The following is a 22,094-nucleotide window of genomic DNA, read 5'->3' as shown; positions in this document are numbered from 1 at the left end:
AAACCATTTCTTTAGATTAATTGTTTGAATAGTTTTCTTGTAAGTCGTGTTGGGCCTTTGTTAGAACGCCTCGACCTTACTCCCCACCCTCTAAGGAAAGTGTGAATGTGGGTTCACTTTGTAATACGCCCTAAAGTCTCTAGAAAAACAATAATAATAGATATATTTCTGAGATAACTACATTTCCTAATACAAGTAATAATCCGTATTTAGCAAAATCTTTGAACAAGATAGTTTTATTCTTAAACTGCGTGAGCATTGCCAGTCCAATAATATTTGCAGATGCACCAATTGAAGTTGCATTTCCACCCAAACATGCTCCCATTGCGAGGGAATACCACACAGGGCTCAAATCACTAAAAATACCGGGTTGCACTACTTGTAAATGTTGAACAACGGGAATCATAGTAGCTGTAAAAGGAATATTATCAATGAATCCCGAAATTAAGCTAGCAACAGGTAAAATAAACATAGAGAAAGATTTTACTGAATTGCCTGCAACTTTTACCATGACATTGGATAAATCAGCTATCAATCCTGTTTCTTCCATCGCCCCTGTAATGAGAAATAAACCAAAAAAGAACAAAAGGCTTTCCCATTCAACTTCATTCAAAGTATCCCTCACCTGATTTGGTGCTAGTATTAGTAAAGAAAAGAACCCTGCTATTATGGCGATAGTAGAACTCTCCAAACCTAAAAAGTGTTGAGCCGAAAAAGCAATTATTACTGTTACAAAAAGGATTATAGAAAGGAAAAAACTTCTTTTATCTTCAATTAAATGAGAAGTATCAAAACTTTTTATAGTATCTTTGTCAAATTTGATTTGAAGATCTTTTTTAAAAATGAATATAAAGAGGATATCCATGAACACCAGATTTATTAATGCAATTGGGTACATAACCAAAGCGAATTCTGAAAAAGAAAATCCTGCGGCTGAAGCTATCATTATATTAGGAGGATCACCAATTATAGTTGCCATTCCTCCAATATTCGATGCAAAAATTTCTCCTAAAACAAAAGGTAGATAATTAATATTTAAAGAATCAGTAATAGCAAAAGTCATTGGAATAAAAACTAAAACAGTCGTAACGTTGTCGATAAATCCAGAAAATAAAGCAACCAAAAAAATTAGAGAGATGAATAAAGTATACGTGTTATTTCCGAACAATCTCAACATAGAGAGGCCTAAGAATGTAAATATACCAGTTTTTCTTAAAGTTTCAACAAACACCATCATTCCAAGCAACAATAAGAGGGTGTTATAATCTACATACTCTTTTATTGCACCAATTTGATTAGGGAACACACCTACCCCTAATAGAAAAATAGCCCCCAACATAGCAATAAGCGTTCTATCTATTTTCTGAAAAACCATTCCTACAACAACTATTATGAAGACTATTAAGGATGTTAAAGCATATATTGACATCTAATTCCTCCGAAACGGAACTATTCTTTTTTACAACTGTTCTGAAAGGATTTAATATCCCCAACCAATTATAGTTTAAAAAAAATCTAAAGTCAAATAAATCAAAATTTCCTTTTAATTCCTATAGCAACTGTTAATCATATTGATCAAAATTAAGCATACTAATATTGTATAATTAAATTAAAGATACAGACATTTGGGGTGGGGAGCGTTTTCAAAAATAAGCTTTTGATCTTTAAAGGGTCACAGGGCGGAGCCCTCCACACCTTCGGTGGGTCTAAGGGACCGCAGGTCCCTTCCTTAGAAGAATGAGGAGTAAGATACAGGGCCTTTAAATTAAAAATTAGAATCAAGCTTTTAATCTTAAAAGGGTCACAGGGCGGAGCCCTCCCCTCCGGTTTAAGGGACCGCAGGTCCCTTCCTCAGAAGGGTAGAGAGCGGGTCTAAGGGACCGCAGGTCCCTTTCCTTAAAAGGGTGGGGAGCGGGGCGAAGGGGCGCTAACACAGAGGTTGGTGAATATATGCTCTTTAGTAAATTTATCATCTTAGTTGTTATCTACTATTTACTAATATATGCAATAGGTCGATTTTTTCTAAAAAGAAAAGGTATTTATTTGGGAAATTTAATTTTAGGAATATTCAGTATCGGGATTTCTATCCTTCTTATTTATCTTTCACCAATAAACTTCCAGCAGGCTGGATTTCAAGTGGGAAATTTTAAAAAAGGACTGTTTATGCTTCTAATTTCTTTTATTTTAATATTGGGATCTTTAGTTAGTATGAAAAAGATGTCTCTTTCTGACCTAATGAAGATTCCCTACGGAAGTTTTCAAAACAATAAAGTTATGTTATTACATGTTTGGTTGGTTGTAGGCCCTGCCGAAGAATTATTTTATAGAGGATTTATCCAAGGAAATTTAAAAATGTTTTTACCAGGTTCAATTTTTTCTATTGAATATGCTACGATCATAGCAACAATAATTTTTGTTTTTGCCCATTTAAACAATCTCTTCTTTGGTAGGGAAAACTTAAAGCAATTCTTAAATCTTTTGCCAGGAAGGATCATAATGGGATCGATTTTAGGATACACCTTTCAAATTTCAAATAGTTTGATCTATCCTATCCTAATTCATACCTTTTCAGATGGACTAACTCTAACTTATTTAATTATCTTAAAGAAGCGATCCCTAAATAATTATCACTTATAGATAACAAGTGATTAAATTTTTTATTATTATTAAATTTAATAACAATAAAAATCTTTTATTGTCAATCAAAAACAATCATTACCATTTTTCAAAAACACTCTTGACAAAATCATTTTTTCTGATATATAATTATAATGAAAACAATAATAGACAAAAATAAGGATGGGGAGCTGGGCAAAGGAGCGCTAAAACAAGTTTTTAAATTTCTAATGATGGGAAAAAAGCAATAAAAAAGGAGGCGATGACAAATGTTAGAAAGAAGAAGAGACGATAGAGATGACAGAGAAGATTTGTTATCTCCGTTTGATTTTTTCAACAGAGAGTTTGAAGATTTCTTTAGATCATTGCCTTTTGGAACGACCTCTCGGGGCGAGATGGATGTTTATGAAACTGACGAAGATTACATCGTAGAGTGTGAATTACCTGGTTTAAACAAAAAAGATATAAAAGTTAAATTGAACAACGATCTATTAACTATATCCGCAGAAAAGAAAGAATCCGATGAAGTAAGAAGAGGTAACGTATATAGGAGAGAAAGATATTTTGGTAGGATTGAACGAACTATAAGACTTCCAGAGTACGTTGACAAAGACAAAATCAAAGCTGAATATGAAAATGGAGTTTTAAAGTTAACTATACCAAAAGTTGAGACAGCTAAAGGTGAAGGAAAAGAGATAAAAATTCAATAGAAATGATAATAATTGAAAAGGCAGGCGTAAGCCTGCTTTTTATAATTTTACAGAGTAATTTTAAAGTTATTCTTTACAAGTTCTTAAGAAATTTTAGTCATTTCCACAATTAGAGCATTATTTTATCTTTTTAATAATCATAAATACAAAAAAATGTAAATAAATTTTCTTAATAATTCTTAATTATGGTATAATAAAAAGTAATAGGAACAACACCCAACTAAAAGAGGAGGAGATACCCATGGAGCATATAGTAAAGTTTAACATTGGAGAAGAAGAGATCGAAATCACTGATTTAACTCCTTTTCCAATCTTGCTTTGTGAGTTCTTGTACGAAGGAGATTTTGAGTTAATGAAAGCTGATTTAAAAAATAACTCAAAATTTATTGAAGAAGCAAAGAAAATCGAAAAACTTGTTGAACACTTACCAGGTTTAACCTCCAACTTTGTGATTTATCCTTTCGTCCTTTCCGAATTTTTAGCCTATTTTTCTGAGTTCCAAATCAATTACTCCGACTTAGTACATATTTCCTTGAATGGATTATTCGATACAGTTTTATTGGAAGCCGATAAAAAGAACTTTGACTTTGTGAAAGATGTCGTTGATTTTATACTCAAAATTGATCCTAGTTTCGCTCCTGCCTATGAATTAATGGGCTCAGTTTTAGTAGAAAAAGGAGAAATGGAAGAGGGAGAAGAGTATTTAGAAAAAGCCGTTAAATTAGATCCTTGGAATATAGCTGCTTTGTCTGAATTAGGAGAATTATACTTTAATTTAGGCGAATACGAAAAAGCAGCTGTTATTTGGAAGAAAGAGTTAGAACTCTCTCCTAACAATTATGTAACCTACTTCATGATTTCAGATGCTTACATGCAAAAAGGAAATTATGAAAAAGCCGCCCACGTTTTAGAAAAATTCCTTAATAGATTCCCGAACAGTATATTGGGTAAATATGAGTTATGTACTATTTATGAAAAATTATCAAGAACTACAGAAGCAAATGAACTCAAAGAGGAAATTCTCAATACAACACCTGAATATTCAACCGACATAGAAGTTTGGGCAAAAGTAATGTTTGAAAATGGTAAATATAAAGAAGTTCAAAACTTTTTAGAAAAATATATAGACCAAGATAAAGAAAATGAACACTTTAAATTGCTACTGGTTATCCCCTATTTAAAAGTTAAGAGATTCGATGAAGCCAAAAGTATATACCAAGAAGTAAAAGATAAATACATGTGGTACATCTATGGACTTGAAGAAATCCTGAATAAAAATTTGACCAAAGAAGAACTGGAAGTAATAGAAAAGGTGTAAAAAAAACTGAAAAAAAATAAAAAGGTCTTAATTATCGTTTTATCTTATATAGTTGTAAATATGTTTGTCATAATTACCTCTTTTAACTGGCAAAATTTGCTTTTTGCTAATAGTCTTTTGTATATAGGGTTATATGATTATTTCACCTTTATCATTCCTGATCTAGGAATAGTAGTTATTTTGGCAATTGCATTACTCAACTTTGATTACTTTAATCTTATTTTTACTATCATTACTTTTTTAATTACCTTTTATTATTGGCGAAATGGGAAAATGGGTTTTGGAGACGTGAAATTTCTATCAGTCCTCTCTCTTCTTATTGGTATTTATATATTTCCAGTATTAATTATCAGCATAATCCTAATTATTTTATCGAACACAAAAAAGAAAGTCAATAAGGTTCCATTAGGATTTTATGTAATGTTGAGTACATTCATTTTATATATTTTTAGGGGGGCTTATTATATTTTATGATATTTTCACATCTTTTATAGAAATTCCAGGTATTTTTATCTCACTCGGCATCATATTTTTAATTATCTGGTTAATAAGGAAGAAGAAACTATCTTTTCCTCTTTTAACGGTTTGCATCGTAATCTATGTATTTTCTTCTGGATGGTTTGCAAAAATAATCGTTTTACCATTGGAAAATAGATATCCGCCTGTGGATGTTTCTCAATTGGATAATACTCAAGAAAACGGGGTAATCGTTGTACTTGGAGGGGGAATAATTCCCGAAACTCCAAGAGAAGGATCGGGAGAATTATCTGATAGCGCTATGAAAAGGGTATATGAAGGATTCTTACTTTACAAAAATTTACAGACTCCTATAGTTGTAACTGGCGGGAAACTCCTAGGCACGGAGATACCAGAAGCTCAAATAATGAAAGAAGAATTGCTAAAAATGGGAGTCAAACCAAACGATATATATGTAGAACCTCTTGCCAAAAACACAAAACAAAATGCTGAATTTACACTTAAACTATTGGAAGACGATGAAGTACAAAGAATATATTTAGTCACCAGCGCAATACATTTAACAAGAGCTATGAATTATTTCGAAAGTTACACAAACATCGATGTTATTCCCGTTCCCACAGATTATAAGATTTCCCGAGAAGAATTAAAATGGTATGATTTCTTACCGGATATGAGATTCCTAGAAGCAACTTCTTCTGCTTGGCATGAATATTTGGGATTGGTCAAATTAAAGATCAGTGAGTAAAAATTAGAGCAGGAAAGATTTCAGAACGAAAACTCTTTTATCCTTATAAGTTTGACTGCAGAGTCTAAGGGACCGCAGGTCCCTTACTTAAATGGGCGGGCTGCGGGGCGAAGGGCCTTTAATTAAATATTAGAAACAAGATTTTGATCTTTAAAGGGTTATAGGGCGGAGCCCTCCACCCCGCCGGGTCTAAGGGACCGCAGGTCCCTTCCTTAAAAGGGCGGGCTGCGGGGCGAAGGGCCTTTAATTAAATATTAGAAACAAGATTTTGATCTTTAAAGGGTCACAGGGCGGAGCCCTCCACCCCTCGCTGGGTTTAGGGACCGCAGGTCCCTTACTTAAATGGGCGGGCTGCGGGGCGAAGGGGCGCTATATAACAAACTTTCAAAGGAGGCTAAAAAATGTTCGAAAACAACAAAACACCTTACGATTTTACCAATTATATAGTGAACACATTGAAATTATCTCCTTCAAATACTGCAATATTGTGTGTTGATTGTCAAAATGGATTTACTGAAAGATGTCCTAACGAACTTCCAGTAACTGGAACAAATGAAGAGTGGATAGATCAATTAAACGAGTTTTTGACTTTAATGAAAGAGAAGAATTTTAAGATTTTTGCCAGTATGGATGATCACCCTGAAAATCACATATCTTTTGAAAAATGGCCTCCTCACTGTATAAAAGGTACTTATGGGAATCAACTATTTATAAATACTTATGATTTCGTTATAAAAAAAGGCATAGAAATAGATGGGGATAGCTATTCAGCATTTTACAAAGACATTGAAAGAAAAATTGAATCAGAATTAGACGAACTTCTGAGAAAGCATAAGATAGAAAATTTAGTAGTTTTAGGCTTAGCAGGAGACGTATGCGTAATAGCAACGATAGAAGACGCCTTAAAACGAGGATATAGGGTATTCCCAGTAAGCCAATATATAAAATCTGTTAACAAAAAGGATATTAAAGAAATCGTTGAGGAAAAATTTGGTAGAATGATCTAGATTTAAAAAAATACGGGGAGCAACCCCGTATTCTTGGTCGGAGCGACTGGATTTGAACCAGCGACCTTCAACACCCCATGCTGACGCGCTACCAACTGCGCTACGCTCCGGTTTACTTCAAAAAAATTATATCATATTTTCGAAAGAACGTCAAATTTTTATGAAACATTCTGTTTTTTCAATTGATAGGGTATCACTAGGTAAAATATTCCAAGTATGCTAGTTATTATTCCAAACACAAAGAACAAACTTTTCAATGAAAAAAATGTTGCCATTATCCCTGCAAAAGCATAAGAAAAAGGCCTTAACGAATTATCTATCGTTGATCGCAACGCAAAAACTCGTCCCCTTGTGTTTTCAGGGGTAATTCTTTGAATCAAAAGATTTTCATTAATATTTCCTATCTCAGTCATAACACCTAACATCAACAAAGCAATCAATACGTAAATATAACTGTTAACTATACCAAGAGAAGCCAGGAATACTCCTGCCAAAACTGAGGATAACATTAGTGCTACGTACTTCATTTTTATCTCTTTAACGGATGATAGAACTAGGGCGGAAATAAAAGAGCCTGCTCCCAACATCGTTTGCATAATTCCATACTCACCAGGACCTACTTTCAGTATCTCACTAGCCAACACAGGTAAGAAAACGAATATAGTGGTTCCAAAAAAATCATCTAATGTCTCTAAGGTTATCAACCCTTTAAGTTGAACATTGGACCATATCACTTTAAAACCATCTTTTATATCCGAAAAAACCAAACCAGTTTTCCTAACTTCCTCTTCTTTTCTACCTTTTTCTTCTGCTTTTATAAACATTTCAGAGACTGCCGAGAAAATAAAAGTCATTCCATCGATTAAAATTGCCCATTTTATTCCCACTAAAGACACAATCACACCGCCGATAGCCATCCCAATAAGTTGAGAAAGTCTATCTGTCATTGAAATCATGGCGTTAGCTTGAGAAAGCTCATTATCGTTTACCATAATCGGAATTAAAGACAACAAAGCAGGACCGAATAAAGTACCACAGATCTGTAATCCAAAAATGGTTATTATCAATACCCAAATTTGATAAAAATATGTTCCAAAGAAAATACCCAGTAAAATAAGGATTCCGCCACTGATTAAATCTGTTATCACAAGGATATTTTTCTTTTTCCATCTATCTGCCCAAACACCTGCAAAAGGAGAAAAGATAATATTCGTAACAGCTACAGTACTTAAAACAGAACTAACTGCACCTACCCCGCCTATCTCAGCTGCAGCCGACCAAAGAATAGCTATGATAAAAATAGCAGATCCGACACTGGATACTAGCCTACCGAAAAACAAAAGTAAAAAGTTATGGTTTTTTATTAAAAGTTGTAACCCGCCGGTTGAATTTGACATTTTATCTCCTCCTTTAAGATTTTCAATACAATAATAAATATCCTACAAAGATTATAATATATAACATTAAAAAAGTCAAGTGTTTTATTAAAATTTTTAAAGTTATTGATTAATTTGCATAAAAAAGTAACTCCCGCATTCTACTTCGGGAGTTACCTCATAAGAGAAATTATTATTCCAATTCTTCAAACCTTGTTTCAAGCCTTTTTAATACTCCTGGGAGGGTAGTATATTCCATCTCTTCAGGTGGAAGCCTATGTGGCTCGAAGGGACCTTGTAACCTTATGTAATCTGCTAATTCCAAAGCTTTTTTCCGAGAGAGGTCAAAAGCAAGATCATCAAATAAATCTATAGGACCGATAAAATTACCGTGACTTATCTGAAAGCCTGCTGCAATTACCCGAGGTGGTCCATCAAACCGTGTACATTGAGCGTCTTTGAATGAAACGGGCATTAAAGGGCCGTTATGTGAACCACGCATCCAGCCGCTGACTAAATAAGGTACGCTAAAGGGTTCTAAAACCTCTCCCAAAGCCGGTAAGCCTGATTGTGCTCTAACCAATGCAACTGGATCGTCCTTTCCCACATATTTTTCAGCGATAAAGAACAGCTTTTCTGTGCTTATGACTGCAACGGGTTCATCTTTAGGCAGAGGGCTAGAATCCTTGGGAAAAACCCTTTTTATAACATATTTGCTTTTTGCACCTATCAAAGATAATAAAAGATATAAATCTTCTGGACATTTGAGAAAAATTCTTTTCCTTTCTTTTATATTCCACACTTCAAATATAAATCCATCAATTAGCAAAGGATCAATAATCAATCCTGCAGTATTGAATGGATCCGCAAAAATTTTGTATATGGGGAAGTTAAAAGAACCTGGTTCTGTTTTATCCATCATAAATGCAACTAAAGTTTCAGACCCTCGTTCTGTAAATTCCATTTCTGCTATGCCTGGCCCCATTCCTTTAATATTTCCGCTAAATGCATCTGATAGCAAATCTTGACCGGCACCGTGTAACTTTAACTCTTTCGCAATCTTGGTTGCTGCTTCAAAAGTTTCCCAAGCGAGTTTATGAATTTCTTCAGAATCAATCCCCTTTCCATGACTCATAAGTAGTTGTAAATCATCACCTACGTGTAAAACTCTGTAATCTATCAACAATCCGTTTTCTTTTGCCTCCTGTAAGCACTCAGAGGCCTTTTCTTTAAGTTTAGGATGTACAGTTGAATGACCTGGAATTCCTCCAACATCTGCTTTAATTAAACTTACAGTAACTTTTCCCATCTTGTTATCACCTCCACCAGTAATTTATTAAGGATATTTAGGAACTCAAAAACTTTTTATGTAATTCTCCACCACTCTGCTCCCCCAACTATATTTTTCCAACCTTCAATTTAATTATATGTGAATAAAATTGTTTAGTCAAAGACGATTATTCCTATTTATAGCTGATTATAACTTTTTAGAGGCGATCCTGGGCAGTATGAAAAAAATTTCATAGAAATCATATTTGTCATAAAAATTGAACAATTTTCAAAAACAAGAAAATCAATTTTGTAAAAACTCAAAAATATTATAAAATTAGACATAGAAAGAAATACTGAGTATTTTCTTTTTTGTAAGAAAGGTGAATGATCGATGGGTTCTTTTTTATGGGTTCTTGAATCAACAGAAAAATACAGATTCCCTTACAGGGTAACTATCAGAAAAGGAGAAAAAATAATATTATCACTATTCGTCCAGGACAAATGGCCAGGTGCTGGTAAGCATATCTTTTGCATGAGAGACACAGAAAAACCATCGAGCAATTACCAAGAGATTGAAAGAGTTCCTATTATATCAATAAATCGCTACGGAAAAAGGTTGTCGGTAGTTCTTGACAGAGCGCAAAACAAAAGATGCGACTTTCTCTTTTTAAAAAAGAAGTATAAAAATAAAGAAGGAGAATACGAACAGATATTTTGGAGAACGGAACAAGGACTAAAAGAACATCGCCCTAAAGTTAAATTAACAGCAAAAGGGAATCATCATCTTCATATATTGATCGACATAAATGAAAGATATCCATGGAAATTTGCCAATTGTAGCGTTAAAAGAGCGCAGCTCAAAGCCGGCGATTATGCCTTACTAAGTGAAAGCGGCATAATAGCTGTTGCTGAAAGAAAAACCTTTACCAATTTTATAGGAGACATTGGGAATTTGCCTCTTCTGCACATGAAGCTTGGTGAATTAGCTAAATACAAACATTCTGCTTTCGTTGTTGAAGCAAATTACTCCGATTTTTTGAATCCCAGTAAGCTGAAGGTGTACACACCATCCTATTTGTCTAAAGTTTTAGCTGAGATTTTTGCTTATCATCCTGGGTTTCAAATAATATTTGCTGGAAACAGGAAATTGGCAAATGAATGGACTTTACGGTTCTTTCAAGCGGTCATGTCACATGAAAAGGATAACATCCCAACTATTGTTTCAGAAGTGGCATCTAAATATGAAACTAAAAAAGATTTTACAGGGGGTATATACTACGATATAAGAAGAGAAATACTTGAAGCTACTGAGGATACTTTCACTATAAATGAACTTAGGAAAAAATTCCCATTAACTTCTGATACTAAAATCAGAAAGGTATTGAGCGATCTCAGAGAAGAAGGTTATATAGAAAACTTTGGCAAAGGCAAAAAAAGTGTGTGGAAAAAAACATAAATTAACTCAGAAAAAATAAAATGTTGGAGGTCTTATGATTTGAAAATTGAGTATGATTGTATTCCATGTATATGTAGACAAGTTCTCGAGGCAAGTAGAATGGCAGTCGGTGAGGACAGAAAAATTATTAGAGATATTTTGAATGAATATGCTCGAATGATCCCAGATATCACCGATGATGACTCTGCTCCTCAAATAGTTACTAGAATTCAGAATTATATAAAACAAAAAGCAGGAAAGGACGATATATATTTAGAATTCAAAGAAAAAAATATAAAAGCTGCTCAACAATACTATCCAACTATAGAAAAGTTAGTTAAAAGTTCAGAAGATCCATTATTATCGGCTTTGATAATGTCAGCAGTTGGAAATTCTATAGATGCGGGGGTTAGCTTAAACGTTGATATAGAGGATAACGTCAAAAGAGCCATTGAAAACGGGTTTTCACATAGTGATTACCCTTTTTTTAAAGAACAATTATCTAATGCCAACAGTATACTAATTATAGCCGATAATGCCGGTGAAGCTGTTTTTGATAAGTTACTCATTCAAGAGTTATTAAAGTATAAGGTGAATCTTACTTATGCGGTCAGAGACAAGCCCATTTTAAACGATGTCACCATGAAAGAAGCAAAGAATATAGGAATTGATAGATACTGTTCTTTAATATCAAGTGGCTGTGATACCCCTGGAATAGTATTAAAAAACGCAAGTAAAGAGTTTCTACAAATATTTTCAAATGCTGATATTATAATCAGTAAAGGTCAAGGAAATTTAGAAGGATTATTGGATGAAAGTAAGCCTATTTTCTATTTATTAAAAATCAAATGTCACGTTATTGCAAAGCGGCTCAACGGTGGTCTAAAAACAGGCGATTTTGTATTCAAATATTACTAAAATATAAGGAGAGATACTATGAAGATAGCATTAGGCATAAAAGGAAACAGTGTAAACAAAGCACATTTTGGAATGTCTGAAAAATATAGAATATATGAATTAGAGGATGGCATGCTGAATTTTATTGAGGAAAGAATAAACGAGAACTTTACTCAGCACAAACATTCAGAAGTTGAAGATATAATGAAAATCCTTTCGGATTGCAATGTTTGGGTAGCAAAGTCCATGGGGAAAAAGTCTAAAGAAGTAATCATGGAATTGGGATATACTCCCCTTATAATTAACTCTGACTCAATACAAGAAGCCGAAAAGGAAATTGTGAAAGCATTAGACCACAATTGAAAAAAATTGATTTTATCAAGGTTCGATTTTCACGCTTCTTCATTAACAGGTTTAGGATTAAAGGTTTCTTCTGGTGCAATTTTTAAAAAGAGAATAATTACAATAACTGATACTATGCTTGCAAACAGTGTAATTTGATATCCCCTTATTAAATCTAAAAGAATACCATATATCTGTGCACCAACAGGTACAGCTCCTTGAGCAATCAATCCCACAACCGTAAAAACACGAGATCTTACGTTGGTTGGTGTCATTCTTTGCAGGTTGGTATCAATAGGTATATTTATAAAAGCATTGCTCACGCCTATTACCATAAGGTTTATGTACAAAATTATTAAGAAGGTCCATGATGCACCTCCGAATTTGGTAACGATATTAGGAAAAAATAAACCTGAAATGATGAATAACATAATTGCCTCTACTGTTAAACCGAGTGTCACCGATTTTTTCGGATTATTTTTAGAAAAAATAGTACCAATTAAAATACTGCCAATTAGTATCCCCACGGTAAAAGAAGATTGTGTGATTCCATACTGTTCGCTCGTAAATCCAATTTCTTGCCTTAATACATAAGGGAGCACAATCGTAAGAATCGGTGCCAATAAAAAATTGACAATCATTACAAACAAAAGCAATTCTTTCAAACCTTTTCTTCCCTTTATAAAAATTACTCCCTCTTTGATGTCTGAAAACATGGATTTAAAAGATATTTTCTGCTTACCTTCAAAATGTGGTACGTAAGTAATAAACATTTCGCTTATAGCAGAAATAACGAAAGAAATTCCATTTATAAGAAACACAACTTTTATTCCGCCAAATCCATATATGATTCCTCCAAGGATTGGTCCTATAATTCTAGAAACACTATTTATTGAAGAATTTACCGAATTAGCTTTGGTGAGGAAATCAATAGGAACTAAGTCGGGAAACATTGCCTCGGTTGAGCCGCCAAAAAAACTGTCTAATATAGAAATAAATACTTGGGCAGTGAAGATAAAGGCGATGTTCATCCAACCTTGATAGGCTGAATATGCCATAAAAAGTATAATTATCCCTCGTAAATAATCCAAATTCACCATAATTTTCTTTCGATTTCTTCGATCTCCCAAAACCCCTGCTATCGGTGAAAAAATCAAGCCTGGCAGCATGCTTAAAAGAGAAAATGTACCCATAAGGGTTCCAGATCCGGTAAGATCAAGAATATAAAGCGGTAAAGCAATCATTTGTACACCAGTTCCTATTAAAGATACAAGCCTACCTGCGGAATATAACAAAAAATTTCTTTTTTGCTCATTTGTCATTAGAATTTCCCCCTGTTTTGATCTTTTTTATTGCCTTTAGAAACTCTAAAACTTCTTTAATAGCGCCCCTTCGCCCCGCTGCCCACCCAAAAGGAAAAGTTTCTTCTGTTCTTTCGCCCCGCTGCCCACCCATTTAAGGAATAGGAGACCCGCGCTAATTCTCCCCGAAGCTCAATTTACAAGGAAATAATTATTATAATTTTAACATATATTTTTAGGTGTTTCAAACTCGTTTAAGCTCCTTGTCAAATACGGGTTACTGACTTCTTTCATGCGTATTTTTTCCAAAAAATTCTTCATTTCTAACTACTTTTCAATTTTTTAAGAATTATCTAGATTTTCAAAGAGCATTTTGGTTAATTATTCAATATTTGAAAAACGCCCATGTTGGGCGTCTTTTCAGAAATTAGGTTCTCTTGAAAATAATGGCTAATCAGTCTTTCATACAACCAACTGGCTTTCTATTACTTCTTTGTAAATGTGGGATTTTTTTAGTAACTCTTCGTGTGCTCCTTCTCCTCTTATCTCCCCATCTTTCAATAATATCACCTTGCCAGCTTTTCTTATCGTCGATAATCTGTGGGATATTATTATCAGAGTCATCTAGTATTCTTTCAATTCATCGAATATTTCTTCTTCAGTTTGTGAATCTACCCCTGACGTTGCTTCATCCAATATCAATACCTTTGGTTCCCTTATCAATGCTCTTGCTATTGCTACTCTCTGCCTTTGCCCATCAGATAACTTACTTCCCCTTTCTCCCACTACCGTGTCGTATCCTTCATCTAAAAGCCCTATGAATTTGTCTACCTTCGCTTTCTTTACCGCCTTCATGAATTCCTCTTCAGTAAATTTATCATCCAACATTATGTTTTCTTTGACCGTCATGTTGAATAAGGGTTCATTACCCCTTCGTTTTGTGTTTAAAGCCATCTTTCATCTTTTCCTTGAACCCCTTTCGGGGTGTTCTTTTACCTGGAGAGTATTCACGCTGTTTTTAATAAAAGCATTAAACCACAAATGATAAATTGATTTTATCAAGGTTTGACTTTTATACTTCTTCAGTAACAGGTTTGGGATTAAAGGTTTCTTCTGGTGCAATTTTTAAAAAGAGGATGGTTACAATAGCTGATGCTATGCTTGCAAACAGTGTAAGTTGATATCCCCTCATTAAATCTAAAAGAGTGCCAAATATCAACGAGCCAACAGGTATAGCTCCTTGAGAAATCAACCCCAAAACTGTAAAAACACGAGATCTTACTTTGGTTGGTGTCATTTTTTGCAGGTTGGTATTAATAGGTATATTTATAAAAGCATTACACACGCCTATAAGCATAAGGTTTATGTACAAAATTATTAATAAAGTCCATGATGCACCTCCAAAATTGGTAACAACATGTGGAAAAAATAAAGTTGAGATAATGAAAAACATAATTGCCTCTGCTATTAAACCAAGTGTCATCGATTTTTTGGGATTACTCTTATAAAAAATAGTGCCAATTAAAATACTGCCAATTAGTATCCCTAAGGTAAAAGAAGATTGTGTGATTCCATACTGTTCGCTCGTAAATCCAATTTCTTGCCTTAATACATAAGGAAAGACAATCATAAAAATTGGTGACATTATAAAATTGGCAATCATTGCAAACAAAAACAGTTCTTTCAAACCCTTTCTTCCTCTTATAAAAACTAAGCCTTCTTTGATGTCTGAAAACATGGATTTAAAAGATATTTTCTGCTTACCTTCAAAATGTGGTACGTAAGTAATAAACATTTCGCTTATAGCAGAAATAACGAAAGAAATTCCATTTATAAGAAACACAACTTTGATTCCCCAAAATCCATATATGATTCCTCCGAGGATGGGTCCTAAAATATTAGAAACACTATTTATTGAAGAATTTACCGAATTAGCTTTTGTGAGGAATTCAATAGGAACCAAGTCTGGAAGCATCGCACCGGTTGAGCCACCGAAAACACTGTCTAATATAGAAATAAATACTTGGGCAGTGAAGATAAAGGCGATGTTCATCCAACCTTGATAGGCTGAATATGCCATAAAAAGTATAATTATACCTCGTAAATAGTCCATATTCACCATAATTTTCTTTCGATTCATTCGATCTCCTAAAACCCCTGCTATCGGTGAAAAAATCAAGCCTGGAACCATGCTTAAAAAAGTAAATGTACCCATAAGCGTCCCAGAGCCTGTAAGATCAAGAATATACAGTGGTAAAGCAATCAATTGTACGCCACTTCCTATTAAAGATACAAGCCTACCAGTGGAGTATAGCAAAAAGTTTCTTTTTTGCACTTTTGTCATAGAATTTCCCCCTGTTTTAATCTTTTTTATTGCCTTTAGAAACTCTAAAACTTCTTTAATAGCGCCCCTTCGCCCCGCTTCCCACCCTATAAGGAAAGAGAATCTTTACCCCTTCGCACCGCAGCCCACCCATAAGGAAAAGTTTCTTTTGTTCTTTCGCCCCGCTGCCCACCCATTTAAGGAAGGTGGAGAAGGGTTTCCTGCTCCCCATCTCACCCATTTAAGGAGGGGAGAGTGGGATTTCCTGCTCGCCCACCCATATTCTTTTACTTTTACAATTTTCTGATGTTTTCGAGATAAACCTGCCATAATTCATCAGATAGTAAATCATAAGCCGTGTAATAAGATTCTACCTTTTTAATTTTTTTCTGTGGTCTTCTCAACATTTTTATAACCCCCTTTAATTATTTTAAACATAATTCGAAGATTTCACAAAAATTATAACAGATAAAATAAAAATTGTCAAGTAAAAAAGTAAAAAAATTCAATAATTTTTATATTTTTACTAAAAATTTTTGAATTTACTTATTGTATAGAGATTTAAAATTGGTGTATATACCTGTTTAACGAAAAAAGCTAAAATAAATTACGAATATGGTTCGGGAGGAGTAAGTGGATGTTAGAAAATCAAATTGGTTTAGCTCCGATGGCGGATTATACTGATTACCCTTTTAGGGAAATTTGCAGAAGATTTGGGGCTGATTTTACTTTTACAGAAATGATTTCAGTAGATTCCATAATAAGGGAAAATGAAAAGGTTGAAAAAATGCATCCCCAAAAGGGTGAGGCTAATATAGGCGTGCAACTTTTTGGCAACGACACAACAAAATTTGTCGAAGCAGCTAAAGCTGTCCAGAGTTTAGCTAGTTGGATCGATATAAACGCTGCTTGCCCTGTTAATAAAGTTGTGAAAAAAGGTTCAGGGGCAGCTTTGTTAAAAGATCCAAAATTATTGGGAGATATCGTTTTTACTCTTAAAAAGAGTATTGATTTACCCGTAGGAGTAAAGGTAAGATTAGGATACGATCAAATAAATATTGAAGAAGTGGCTCAAACAGTCCAAGAAGCAGGTTCTGATTATATTATTGTTCATGGTAGAACTCGGTCACAAATGTACAGTGGAATTGCAAATAGAGAAGTAATAAAAAAGTTAAAGGAGAAGATCCGTATTCCTTTAGGGGCTAGCGGTGATGTGTTCAGCAAAAAAGATATAGATGATTATTTGTTGAATTATGGTGCGGATTTTGTTTTAGTTGCAAGGGGCGCGATTGGTAACCCTTGGATATTCACAAAGAATAATTATAATCCAACTTTAGATGAGAGAATAGATACTTGTTTAGAACACTTGAAACTTACGATTGAGTTCTATGGTTCAGAGGTTTATGCAGTAAAAAAATTCAGAAAAGTATTAATGAAATACTTTTCTGGTATTGAAGGCTCAAAGGAGGTAAGAAGAAAGTTGCATTTACTTTTAACTTATAATGATGTCGCCGAATTGGTTTATACAACATTAAAATATTAATAATTATGCTATCTCATCAAGTAATATACCTTGAACATCGTTTAGGGCTTTGGCAAGTTTGACGGACACTTCAGGTGGTATCTGTCTTATAATTTCCTTGCTGTCTTTATCTATAATTTTTACAATAATAATATCCAAATCCCTTTCTATTTCAAACTTCGCCTCTCCTCTGAATATTTTGGATAACTTTTTTAATCTATCTTCAATTATTTTAGTGACTTTGTCAAGTTCGTCTGGCATAACCTCTTCTTTTTGAATCGGCTGGTTTGAATTTTCAGGATTTTTCAGATTGGCATTCGCCATTTCAATGTGCTGTCTATTGGCTATAGGATTGTTAATGGAAAAATCTTCTTTACCCCCAATGTTTGATATTCCCATAATATCACCCGACCTTGAAATTATTATTCACTTTTTTATCGACTGATATTTAATAAACTTTAATATTTAAAAAATTACATTATAAACATGGCGTCACCAAAGGAAAAAAATCTATATTTCTTTTCTTTTGCAATTTCATAAGAGTTCATTATAAAATCACGACCAGCAAACGCTGAAACAAGAAAAAGAAGTGAAGATCTGGGTAGATGAAAATTGGTGATTATGGCATCAATTATTTTAAATTCAAATGGTGGGTAAATATATAGATCTGTTCTACCAGCGAGTTTGTCAGGATTTCTGGCAATAGTTTCGAGCGTTCTAACAACCGTTGTTCCTGTGGCTATGACCCTTTTACCATTAGCTTTGGCTCTGACTATATCTCGAAGTACACTTTTTGATACAGTATAATACTCTTCGTGTATTTGGTGGTTTCTAATGTCTGGCTCTTTAACGGGCCTAAAGGTTCCTAAACCGACATGAAGCGTAACTTCAGTGAAATTTACGCCGTAATCAGTGAGCTCTTTTATTAACTCCTGGGTGAAATGTAAACCAGCGGTTGGTGCAGCCACCGCACCATTGTTTTTTGCGTAAGTAGTTTGATATTTTTCTGGATCGTCAATCTGTTTTTTTATGTAAGGCGGTAAAGGGACTTCGCCAATTCTTGGCAATTTTGAAAAAAAGTTTGGATCGTCAAATTCTAAAATTCTAGAACCATCTTCCAAATGTTCTACTACCGAGCAAACTAAATTGTCTTCAAAGATAAGTTTGTTACCTTTTTTTATCTTTCCACCAGGCTTTACCAAAGCTTTCCATGTTTTATCGTTTCCATTTTTTTCTAAAAGTAAAACTTCAACTTTTGCACCTGTTTCCTTTTTACCGTATAATCTCGCAGGGATAACTCTAGTATTATTTAAAACAAGCAAATCGCCAGGTCGTAAATAATTTTTTATATCCCTAAAAACTTTGTGTTCGATACTTTTTACTCTTCTATTTAGCACCATCAACTTGCAGCTATCCCTTGGTTCAACAGGTTCTTGGGCTATAAGCTCTTCAGGTAATTCGTAGTTATATTGCTCTAAGTCGAAACTTTGTTCACTCATCGATAAACCTCCGCAGTTCCAATAATTTGTCTTTATCAAACTGATATTCATTATATTTATCCTGTGAAATCATGTAATAACCAAGTTTATTACTAAAATGAACGATCAATTCATCCGCAGGTGATTCAAAGTAAATCCTCTTTTTTTCGGACATTTTTTTTAAAATGTCCTTGTCATCCTCGCTTTTTAAAACGTATTCAATGTTTTTATCGAATACTATTATTGCAGGGAAAAACGTCATATTTTCTATGTAGAGATTATCCAATAAATCAACCAATCTAACTATACTTTCTTGATCGTTGTACCTTACAACGTTACTACCATCGATAATAACACCTTTAATCGATCCTTTGCTCATAAGCCTATAATGGTAGTAAGACACGTTTTTAAGATGAAGTTCCACCATCTGTTTTTCGTAAGAACCTAAACTTTTAAATATTTCTTTTATTTTTTTGTACAATGAGATCTTTGTATCAAGAGGGTCAATGCTTAGGATCTCGTCTATGAGGTCTTGTACAAAAGGAGTTTTCACATCTAAAGGTATGTATGTTATTAGTGCGTATAAGTCTATAAAATCTTTAAAATCCAATCTTTTCAATATAACTTGAGGATTGTAAAACTCAACCCCGTACTTTTTTAGTTTTTCATTGTAGCTACCAGGTGGAAACTTATCAGGAAAAAGTAAAAATTTCAGGTTCTCGATCGTTTCTTCTTTTAACTTGTAATAGCTTTTTAAATCATTGAATCTATTCTCTTTTGGTTTTTTTAAAATATGCATTATCAGAAATTGAAAATCGTTTATATGTTTTTTCGGTATTTTTAGTTCGGCATCTTTTCCTAAAACTCTGTATATCCAAAACATTTTTCTTTCGTTTAATTCTCTCGGTTTTCGGAGAATTGCATTAGCTTTTTCAACTATTTTTCTAGTTTTTTGGCTATGTTCTTTGTAATCTTTTTCTGAGATAACGTTAAAAATCCTTTGAATTGACACAAAACTACTGCTCCTTTTCTATATTAGCCTCCATCTCTTTGTACTTTTCACCAAATCCTTCGATTTTTACATCCCTATACTTAATATCTTCATTGTAAGCAATATGAATCTCCAATCTTTCTTCGGGGGTTAAATAATCCAAAAAGTTCGCCCATTCAATTATATATACCCCTTCAGGATCCAAAAAGACATCCAAATACTCTATCTCTTGAGGATCGTTTAACCTATACAAATCAACGTGATATATAGTTGGATTTGTATCATATACCTTTACTAGAGAAAAAGTAGGGCTTGTCACGTTTATTGGGCTTTTGCTCAAACTGTTAACTATATACGATGTCAATGTGGTTTTCCCCGTTCCCAGATTGCCAAAAAGTAATAATTTTGCACCAGGGAAAAGATATTTAGAAATAGTTTCTCCTAATTTTTGGATTTGTTTTAGGTTGAGTTTGTTGTAAGATATTATAGGTTGTTCACTCCCCAACTACATTTTTCTTTTAGAAAACAATTAGAACATTTAGGCGTTTTTTTACAGTAAACTTTTGAATGTTTAACTATCAACGCATGGTATTCGTTGTAAAGCTGAACATCTTTTGTCAGGTTTTTCTCAAAGAAATTTTGAAACTCATCGTATTCTCTAGACAATATTAAACCCAATCGTGAAAACATTCTTTTCGTATAAGCATCGATCACAAAAACCGGCATTTCAAAGGCGTATAAAAGTATCGAATCAGAGGTTTCTTTTCCTATTCCTTTTATGCTTAACAATTCTTCCCTTAAAGAGGTTACACTTTTATTTTTAATCTTATCTGTATCATAATTATATTTTTTTAACCATTCTAAGAAGTTTTTCAAACGTTTACTTTTGAGATTGTAAAAACCGGAAGATCTTATTAATTGAGCCAAATCATCTTCTTCGATTTTAGATAGTTTTTCTGGTTCTAATAGATCGCGTTGCTTCAAATTTTCTATAGATTTTTCGACGTTGTTCCAGGAAGTATTTTGTGTTAAAATAGCCCCCACAGTCACTTCGAACCAATCGTCTGCGGGCCACCAATGCTGCGGACCATAATAATCGTAAAGATCCTTGTATATTTCATATACTCTATTCAATATTTAATTTCTACCTCCATATTAGATGTTCAGGTGTTTCTCCTTCCAAAGCTTGAATGATATCTTTTGCTACCATCTGAGCCATTCGACTTCTCGTCTCGTGTGATGCAGATCCAATGTGCGGTGTTAGTACTACATTATCTAAATCTTTTAATCCAGGTGTCAATTGAGGTTCATTCTCATACACATCTAACGCTGCACCTGCAATCTCTTTATTTTTTAATTTTTCGTATAGCACTTGTTCATCAATTACTGGACCTCTTGCCGTATTAATAATAAAGGCAGATTTCTTTAATAGCGATAATTTTTCTCTATCCAACATATGATAAGTCTCGTCAGTTAAAGGCACATGTAAACTCACATAATCAGAAACCTTCAAAAGTTCATCAAGCGGTAAATAAGCGGCATTCGAAGCCCTTTCTTCTTCGCTGGAAAGGCGATGCCTCTGATAGTAATAAACTTTCATGTTGAACCCTATTGCCCTTCTGGCAACCGCTTGACCTATATTTCCAAATCCTATGATACCCAAGGTTTTGCCGTATACATCGGTTCCTAAAAACAATTCAGGCTTCCAACCATCAAATTTACCTTCTCTTGTAAAGGCATCAGACTCTACGATTCGTCTGGCAACAGCTAACATCAAAGCCCAGGCTAAATCAGCGGTGGTTTCGGTTAATACATCAGGGGTATTAGTTACATATATTCCTAACTCTTTTGCCTTTTGGATATCGATGTTGTTGTATCCAACAGCGTAATTTGCGACGATTTTTAATCTATCCTTACCTGCTTCTAACACTTCACTATCGATCGGATCTGCCAACATCGTAATTAATGCGTCAGATTCTTTTGCTATTTCTTTTAGTTCTTCTTTGGTGAGTAGCTTATCCTTTGGATTAACCCAAATATCATACTTACCTTTTAGCAAATCTATACCTGCTTCAGGGATTTTGTAGGTTATTGAGACTTTTTTCATTTTTTAACCTCCTAAATTGAGATTATGCATTTTAATGCCTTAGACTGTAAAAGTTTTATAGCGCCCCTTCGCCCCACAGCCCGCCCATAAAGATGAATTGAAGAGGGCTTTGCTCCTTAGAATATTCTTGAATATGCTATTTAATTATATCATATTAAAAAGCTGAGGATATGG

Annotated in this window: 23 protein-coding genes and 1 tRNA gene; 10 read left to right on the top strand and 14 right to left on the bottom strand. The window is 33.9% G+C overall.

Going from position 1 to position 22,094, the window contains the following annotated elements; translation table 11 throughout:
- Positions 1-139 precede the first annotated feature (139 nt).
- Entirely contained in the window at positions 140-1,429 is a 1,290-nt protein-coding gene (locus tag X927_RS04205; protein WP_103076847.1) for an ArsB/NhaD family transporter, read from the bottom strand.
- 521 nt (positions 1,430-1,950) lie between these two features.
- On the opposite strand from X927_RS04205, the gene X927_RS04200 reads away from it, so the two are divergent.
- The 6 genes from X927_RS04200 to X927_RS04175 all read left to right on the top strand — a co-directional run bounded on the left by X927_RS04200 (position 1,951) and on the right by X927_RS04175 (position 6,876).
- Positions 1,951-2,637, top strand: a complete 687-nt coding sequence (locus X927_RS04200) for a CPBP family intramembrane glutamic endopeptidase (RefSeq protein WP_103076846.1) — start codon at positions 1,951-1,953, stop codon at positions 2,635-2,637.
- 248 nt (positions 2,638-2,885) lie between these two features.
- Positions 2,886-3,326 (top strand): Hsp20/alpha crystallin family protein, encoded by a 441-nt coding sequence (locus X927_RS04195; RefSeq protein ID WP_103076845.1) that lies wholly within the window; start codon positions 2,886-2,888, stop codon positions 3,324-3,326.
- A 241-nt stretch (positions 3,327-3,567) separates the two neighbouring features.
- Positions 3,568-4,644: a tetratricopeptide repeat protein gene (locus tag X927_RS04190; RefSeq protein ID WP_103076844.1), complete on the top strand. Its 1,077-nt coding sequence runs from the start codon at positions 3,568-3,570 to the stop codon at positions 4,642-4,644.
- Between the two features lie 60 nt (positions 4,645-4,704).
- Positions 4,705-5,118, top strand: coding sequence for a prepilin peptidase (locus tag X927_RS10460; protein WP_103076843.1), 414 nt, complete (start codon positions 4,705-4,707; stop codon positions 5,116-5,118).
- A gap of 205 nt (positions 5,119-5,323) precedes the next feature.
- Positions 5,324-5,869, top strand: a complete 546-nt coding sequence (locus X927_RS04180) for a YdcF family protein (RefSeq protein WP_169925126.1) — start codon at positions 5,324-5,326, stop codon at positions 5,867-5,869.
- A 401-nt stretch (positions 5,870-6,270) separates the two neighbouring features.
- On the top strand, positions 6,271-6,876 hold the full coding sequence (locus tag X927_RS04175; RefSeq protein WP_103076841.1) for an isochorismatase family protein: 606 nt from the start codon (positions 6,271-6,273) through the stop codon (positions 6,874-6,876).
- Positions 6,877-6,910: 34 nt separating this feature from the next.
- Here the strand turns inward: X927_RS04175 and X927_RS04170 are convergent.
- From X927_RS04170 to fbp, 3 genes are all read right to left on the bottom strand, one after another.
- A tRNA-Pro gene (locus X927_RS04170) sits at positions 6,911-6,986 on the bottom strand.
- A gap of 48 nt (positions 6,987-7,034) precedes the next feature.
- The gene (locus tag X927_RS04165; protein WP_103076840.1) at positions 7,035-8,273 is read right to left on the bottom strand and encodes an MFS transporter; all 1,239 of its coding nucleotides are present in this window, start codon (positions 8,271-8,273) and stop codon (positions 7,035-7,037) included.
- A 172-nt stretch (positions 8,274-8,445) separates the two neighbouring features.
- Positions 8,446-9,561: a fructose-1,6-bisphosphate aldolase/phosphatase gene (gene fbp, locus X927_RS04160; RefSeq protein WP_103076839.1), complete on the bottom strand. Its 1,116-nt coding sequence runs from the start codon at positions 9,559-9,561 to the stop codon at positions 8,446-8,448.
- A gap of 354 nt (positions 9,562-9,915) precedes the next feature.
- Here fbp and X927_RS04155 point away from each other — a divergent pair, with 354 nt between their 5' ends.
- Genes X927_RS04155 through X927_RS04145 form a run of 3 tightly spaced genes read left to right on the top strand, consistent with a single transcriptional unit; the run spans position 9,916 to position 12,219 of the window.
- Positions 9,916-10,980: an ERCC4 domain-containing protein gene (locus X927_RS04155; RefSeq protein WP_103076838.1), complete on the top strand. Its 1,065-nt coding sequence runs from the start codon at positions 9,916-9,918 to the stop codon at positions 10,978-10,980.
- Between the two features lie 39 nt (positions 10,981-11,019).
- Positions 11,020-11,877: a damage-control phosphatase ARMT1 family protein gene (locus X927_RS04150; RefSeq protein ID WP_103076837.1), complete on the top strand. Its 858-nt coding sequence runs from the start codon at positions 11,020-11,022 to the stop codon at positions 11,875-11,877.
- A gap of 18 nt (positions 11,878-11,895) precedes the next feature.
- A complete protein-coding gene (locus tag X927_RS04145) occupies positions 11,896-12,219 on the top strand; it encodes a NifB/NifX family molybdenum-iron cluster-binding protein (protein WP_103076836.1) in 324 nt (107 codons plus the stop codon).
- 29 nt (positions 12,220-12,248) lie between these two features.
- Here the strand turns inward: X927_RS04145 and X927_RS04140 are convergent, their stop codons facing one another.
- The 4 genes from X927_RS04140 to X927_RS04130 all read right to left on the bottom strand — a co-directional run bounded on the left by X927_RS04140 (position 12,249) and on the right by X927_RS04130 (position 15,843).
- A complete protein-coding gene (locus X927_RS04140; RefSeq protein ID WP_103076835.1) occupies positions 12,249-13,520 on the bottom strand; it encodes an MFS transporter in 1,272 nt (423 codons plus the stop codon).
- A gap of 441 nt (positions 13,521-13,961) precedes the next feature.
- Positions 13,962-14,123, bottom strand: a complete 162-nt coding sequence (locus X927_RS10325) for a hypothetical protein (RefSeq protein ID WP_245855469.1) — start codon at positions 14,121-14,123, stop codon at positions 13,962-13,964.
- The gene (locus X927_RS10320) at positions 14,124-14,453 is read right to left on the bottom strand and encodes an ATP-binding cassette domain-containing protein (RefSeq protein WP_245855468.1); all 330 of its coding nucleotides are present in this window, start codon (positions 14,451-14,453) and stop codon (positions 14,124-14,126) included.
- Positions 14,454-14,571: 118 nt separating this feature from the next.
- Positions 14,572-15,843: an MFS transporter gene (locus X927_RS04130; RefSeq protein WP_103076834.1), complete on the bottom strand. Its 1,272-nt coding sequence runs from the start codon at positions 15,841-15,843 to the stop codon at positions 14,572-14,574.
- A gap of 616 nt (positions 15,844-16,459) precedes the next feature.
- Between X927_RS04130 and X927_RS04125 the strand changes: the two genes are divergently transcribed.
- Positions 16,460-17,365, top strand: coding sequence for a tRNA dihydrouridine synthase (locus X927_RS04125; RefSeq protein WP_103076833.1), 906 nt, complete (start codon positions 16,460-16,462; stop codon positions 17,363-17,365).
- Between the two features lie 3 nt (positions 17,366-17,368).
- Here the strand turns inward: X927_RS04125 and X927_RS04120 are convergent, their stop codons facing one another.
- From X927_RS04120 to X927_RS04095, 6 genes are all read right to left on the bottom strand, one after another.
- Positions 17,369-17,743 (bottom strand): flagellar protein FlaG, encoded by a 375-nt coding sequence (locus X927_RS04120; protein ID WP_103076832.1) that lies wholly within the window; start codon positions 17,741-17,743, stop codon positions 17,369-17,371.
- A 74-nt stretch (positions 17,744-17,817) separates the two neighbouring features.
- Positions 17,818-18,843 carry a tRNA preQ1(34) S-adenosylmethionine ribosyltransferase-isomerase QueA gene (gene queA, locus X927_RS04115; RefSeq protein ID WP_103076831.1) on the bottom strand — a complete coding sequence of 342 codons (1,026 nt, stop codon included), beginning with the start codon at positions 18,841-18,843 and terminating at the stop codon, positions 17,818-17,820.
- Complete coding sequence (locus X927_RS04110; RefSeq protein WP_103076830.1) at positions 18,836-19,834, bottom strand: hypothetical protein; 999 nt, start codon at positions 19,832-19,834, stop codon at positions 18,836-18,838. Before X927_RS04110 ends, queA begins: the two co-directional genes overlap by 8 nt.
- A 4-nt stretch (positions 19,835-19,838) precedes the next feature.
- Positions 19,839-20,318: a tRNA (adenosine(37)-N6)-threonylcarbamoyltransferase complex ATPase subunit type 1 TsaE gene (tsaE, locus tag X927_RS04105; protein ID WP_103076829.1), complete on the bottom strand. Its 480-nt coding sequence runs from the start codon at positions 20,316-20,318 to the stop codon at positions 19,839-19,841.
- On the bottom strand, positions 20,297-20,947 hold the full coding sequence (locus X927_RS04100; protein ID WP_103076828.1) for an endonuclease III domain-containing protein: 651 nt from the start codon (positions 20,945-20,947) through the stop codon (positions 20,297-20,299). Before X927_RS04100 ends, tsaE begins: the two co-directional genes overlap by 22 nt.
- Positions 20,948-20,957: 10 nt before the next feature.
- Entirely contained in the window at positions 20,958-21,920 is a 963-nt protein-coding gene (locus X927_RS04095; protein ID WP_103076827.1) for a 2-hydroxyacid dehydrogenase, read from the bottom strand.
- Positions 21,921-22,094 lie beyond the last annotated feature (174 nt).

The organism is Petrotoga mexicana DSM 14811 (genome assembly GCF_002895565.1).
Classification (GTDB): domain Bacteria; phylum Thermotogota; class Thermotogae; order Petrotogales; family Petrotogaceae; genus Petrotoga; species Petrotoga mexicana.
This window is presented reverse-complemented; position numbering and strand designations above follow the sequence as displayed.

What these genes read in the sequence shown, in the direction of transcription:
- X927_RS04205 (WP_103076847.1), bottom strand. Translation starts at nt 1,429, where the DNA reads ATGTCAATATATGCTTTAACATCCTTAATAGTCTTCATAATAGTTGTT.
- X927_RS04200 (WP_103076846.1), top strand. Translation starts at nt 1,951, where the DNA reads ATGCTCTTTAGTAAATTTATCATCTTAGTTGTTATCTACTATTTACTA.
- X927_RS04195 (WP_103076845.1), top strand. Translation starts at nt 2,886, where the DNA reads ATGTTAGAAAGAAGAAGAGACGATAGAGATGACAGAGAAGATTTGTTA.
- X927_RS04190 (WP_103076844.1), top strand. Translation starts at nt 3,568, where the DNA reads ATGGAGCATATAGTAAAGTTTAACATTGGAGAAGAAGAGATCGAAATC.
- X927_RS10460 (WP_103076843.1), top strand. Translation starts at nt 4,705, where the DNA reads ATGTTTGTCATAATTACCTCTTTTAACTGGCAAAATTTGCTTTTTGCT.
- X927_RS04175 (WP_103076841.1), top strand. Translation starts at nt 6,271, where the DNA reads ATGTTCGAAAACAACAAAACACCTTACGATTTTACCAATTATATAGTG.
- X927_RS04165 (WP_103076840.1), bottom strand. Translation starts at nt 8,273, where the DNA reads ATGTCAAATTCAACCGGCGGGTTACAACTTTTAATAAAAAACCATAAC.
- fbp (WP_103076839.1), bottom strand. Translation starts at nt 9,561, where the DNA reads ATGGGAAAAGTTACTGTAAGTTTAATTAAAGCAGATGTTGGAGGAATT.
- X927_RS04155 (WP_103076838.1), top strand. Translation starts at nt 9,916, where the DNA reads ATGGGTTCTTTTTTATGGGTTCTTGAATCAACAGAAAAATACAGATTC.
- X927_RS04145 (WP_103076836.1), top strand. Translation starts at nt 11,896, where the DNA reads ATGAAGATAGCATTAGGCATAAAAGGAAACAGTGTAAACAAAGCACAT.
- X927_RS04140 (WP_103076835.1), bottom strand. Translation starts at nt 13,520, where the DNA reads ATGACAAATGAGCAAAAAAGAAATTTTTTGTTATATTCCGCAGGTAGG.
- X927_RS10325 (WP_245855469.1), bottom strand. Translation starts at nt 14,123, where the DNA reads ATGACTCTGATAATAATATCCCACAGATTATCGACGATAAGAAAAGCT.
- X927_RS10320 (WP_245855468.1), bottom strand. Translation starts at nt 14,453, where the DNA reads ATGGCTTTAAACACAAAACGAAGGGGTAATGAACCCTTATTCAACATG.
- X927_RS04130 (WP_103076834.1), bottom strand. Translation starts at nt 15,843, where the DNA reads ATGACAAAAGTGCAAAAAAGAAACTTTTTGCTATACTCCACTGGTAGG.
- X927_RS04125 (WP_103076833.1), top strand. Translation starts at nt 16,460, where the DNA reads ATGTTAGAAAATCAAATTGGTTTAGCTCCGATGGCGGATTATACTGAT.
- X927_RS04120 (WP_103076832.1), bottom strand. Translation starts at nt 17,743, where the DNA reads ATGGGAATATCAAACATTGGGGGTAAAGAAGATTTTTCCATTAACAAT.
- queA (WP_103076831.1), bottom strand. Translation starts at nt 18,843, where the DNA reads ATGAGTGAACAAAGTTTCGACTTAGAGCAATATAACTACGAATTACCT.
- X927_RS04095 (WP_103076827.1), bottom strand. Translation starts at nt 21,920, where the DNA reads ATGAAAAAAGTCTCAATAACCTACAAAATCCCTGAAGCAGGTATAGAT.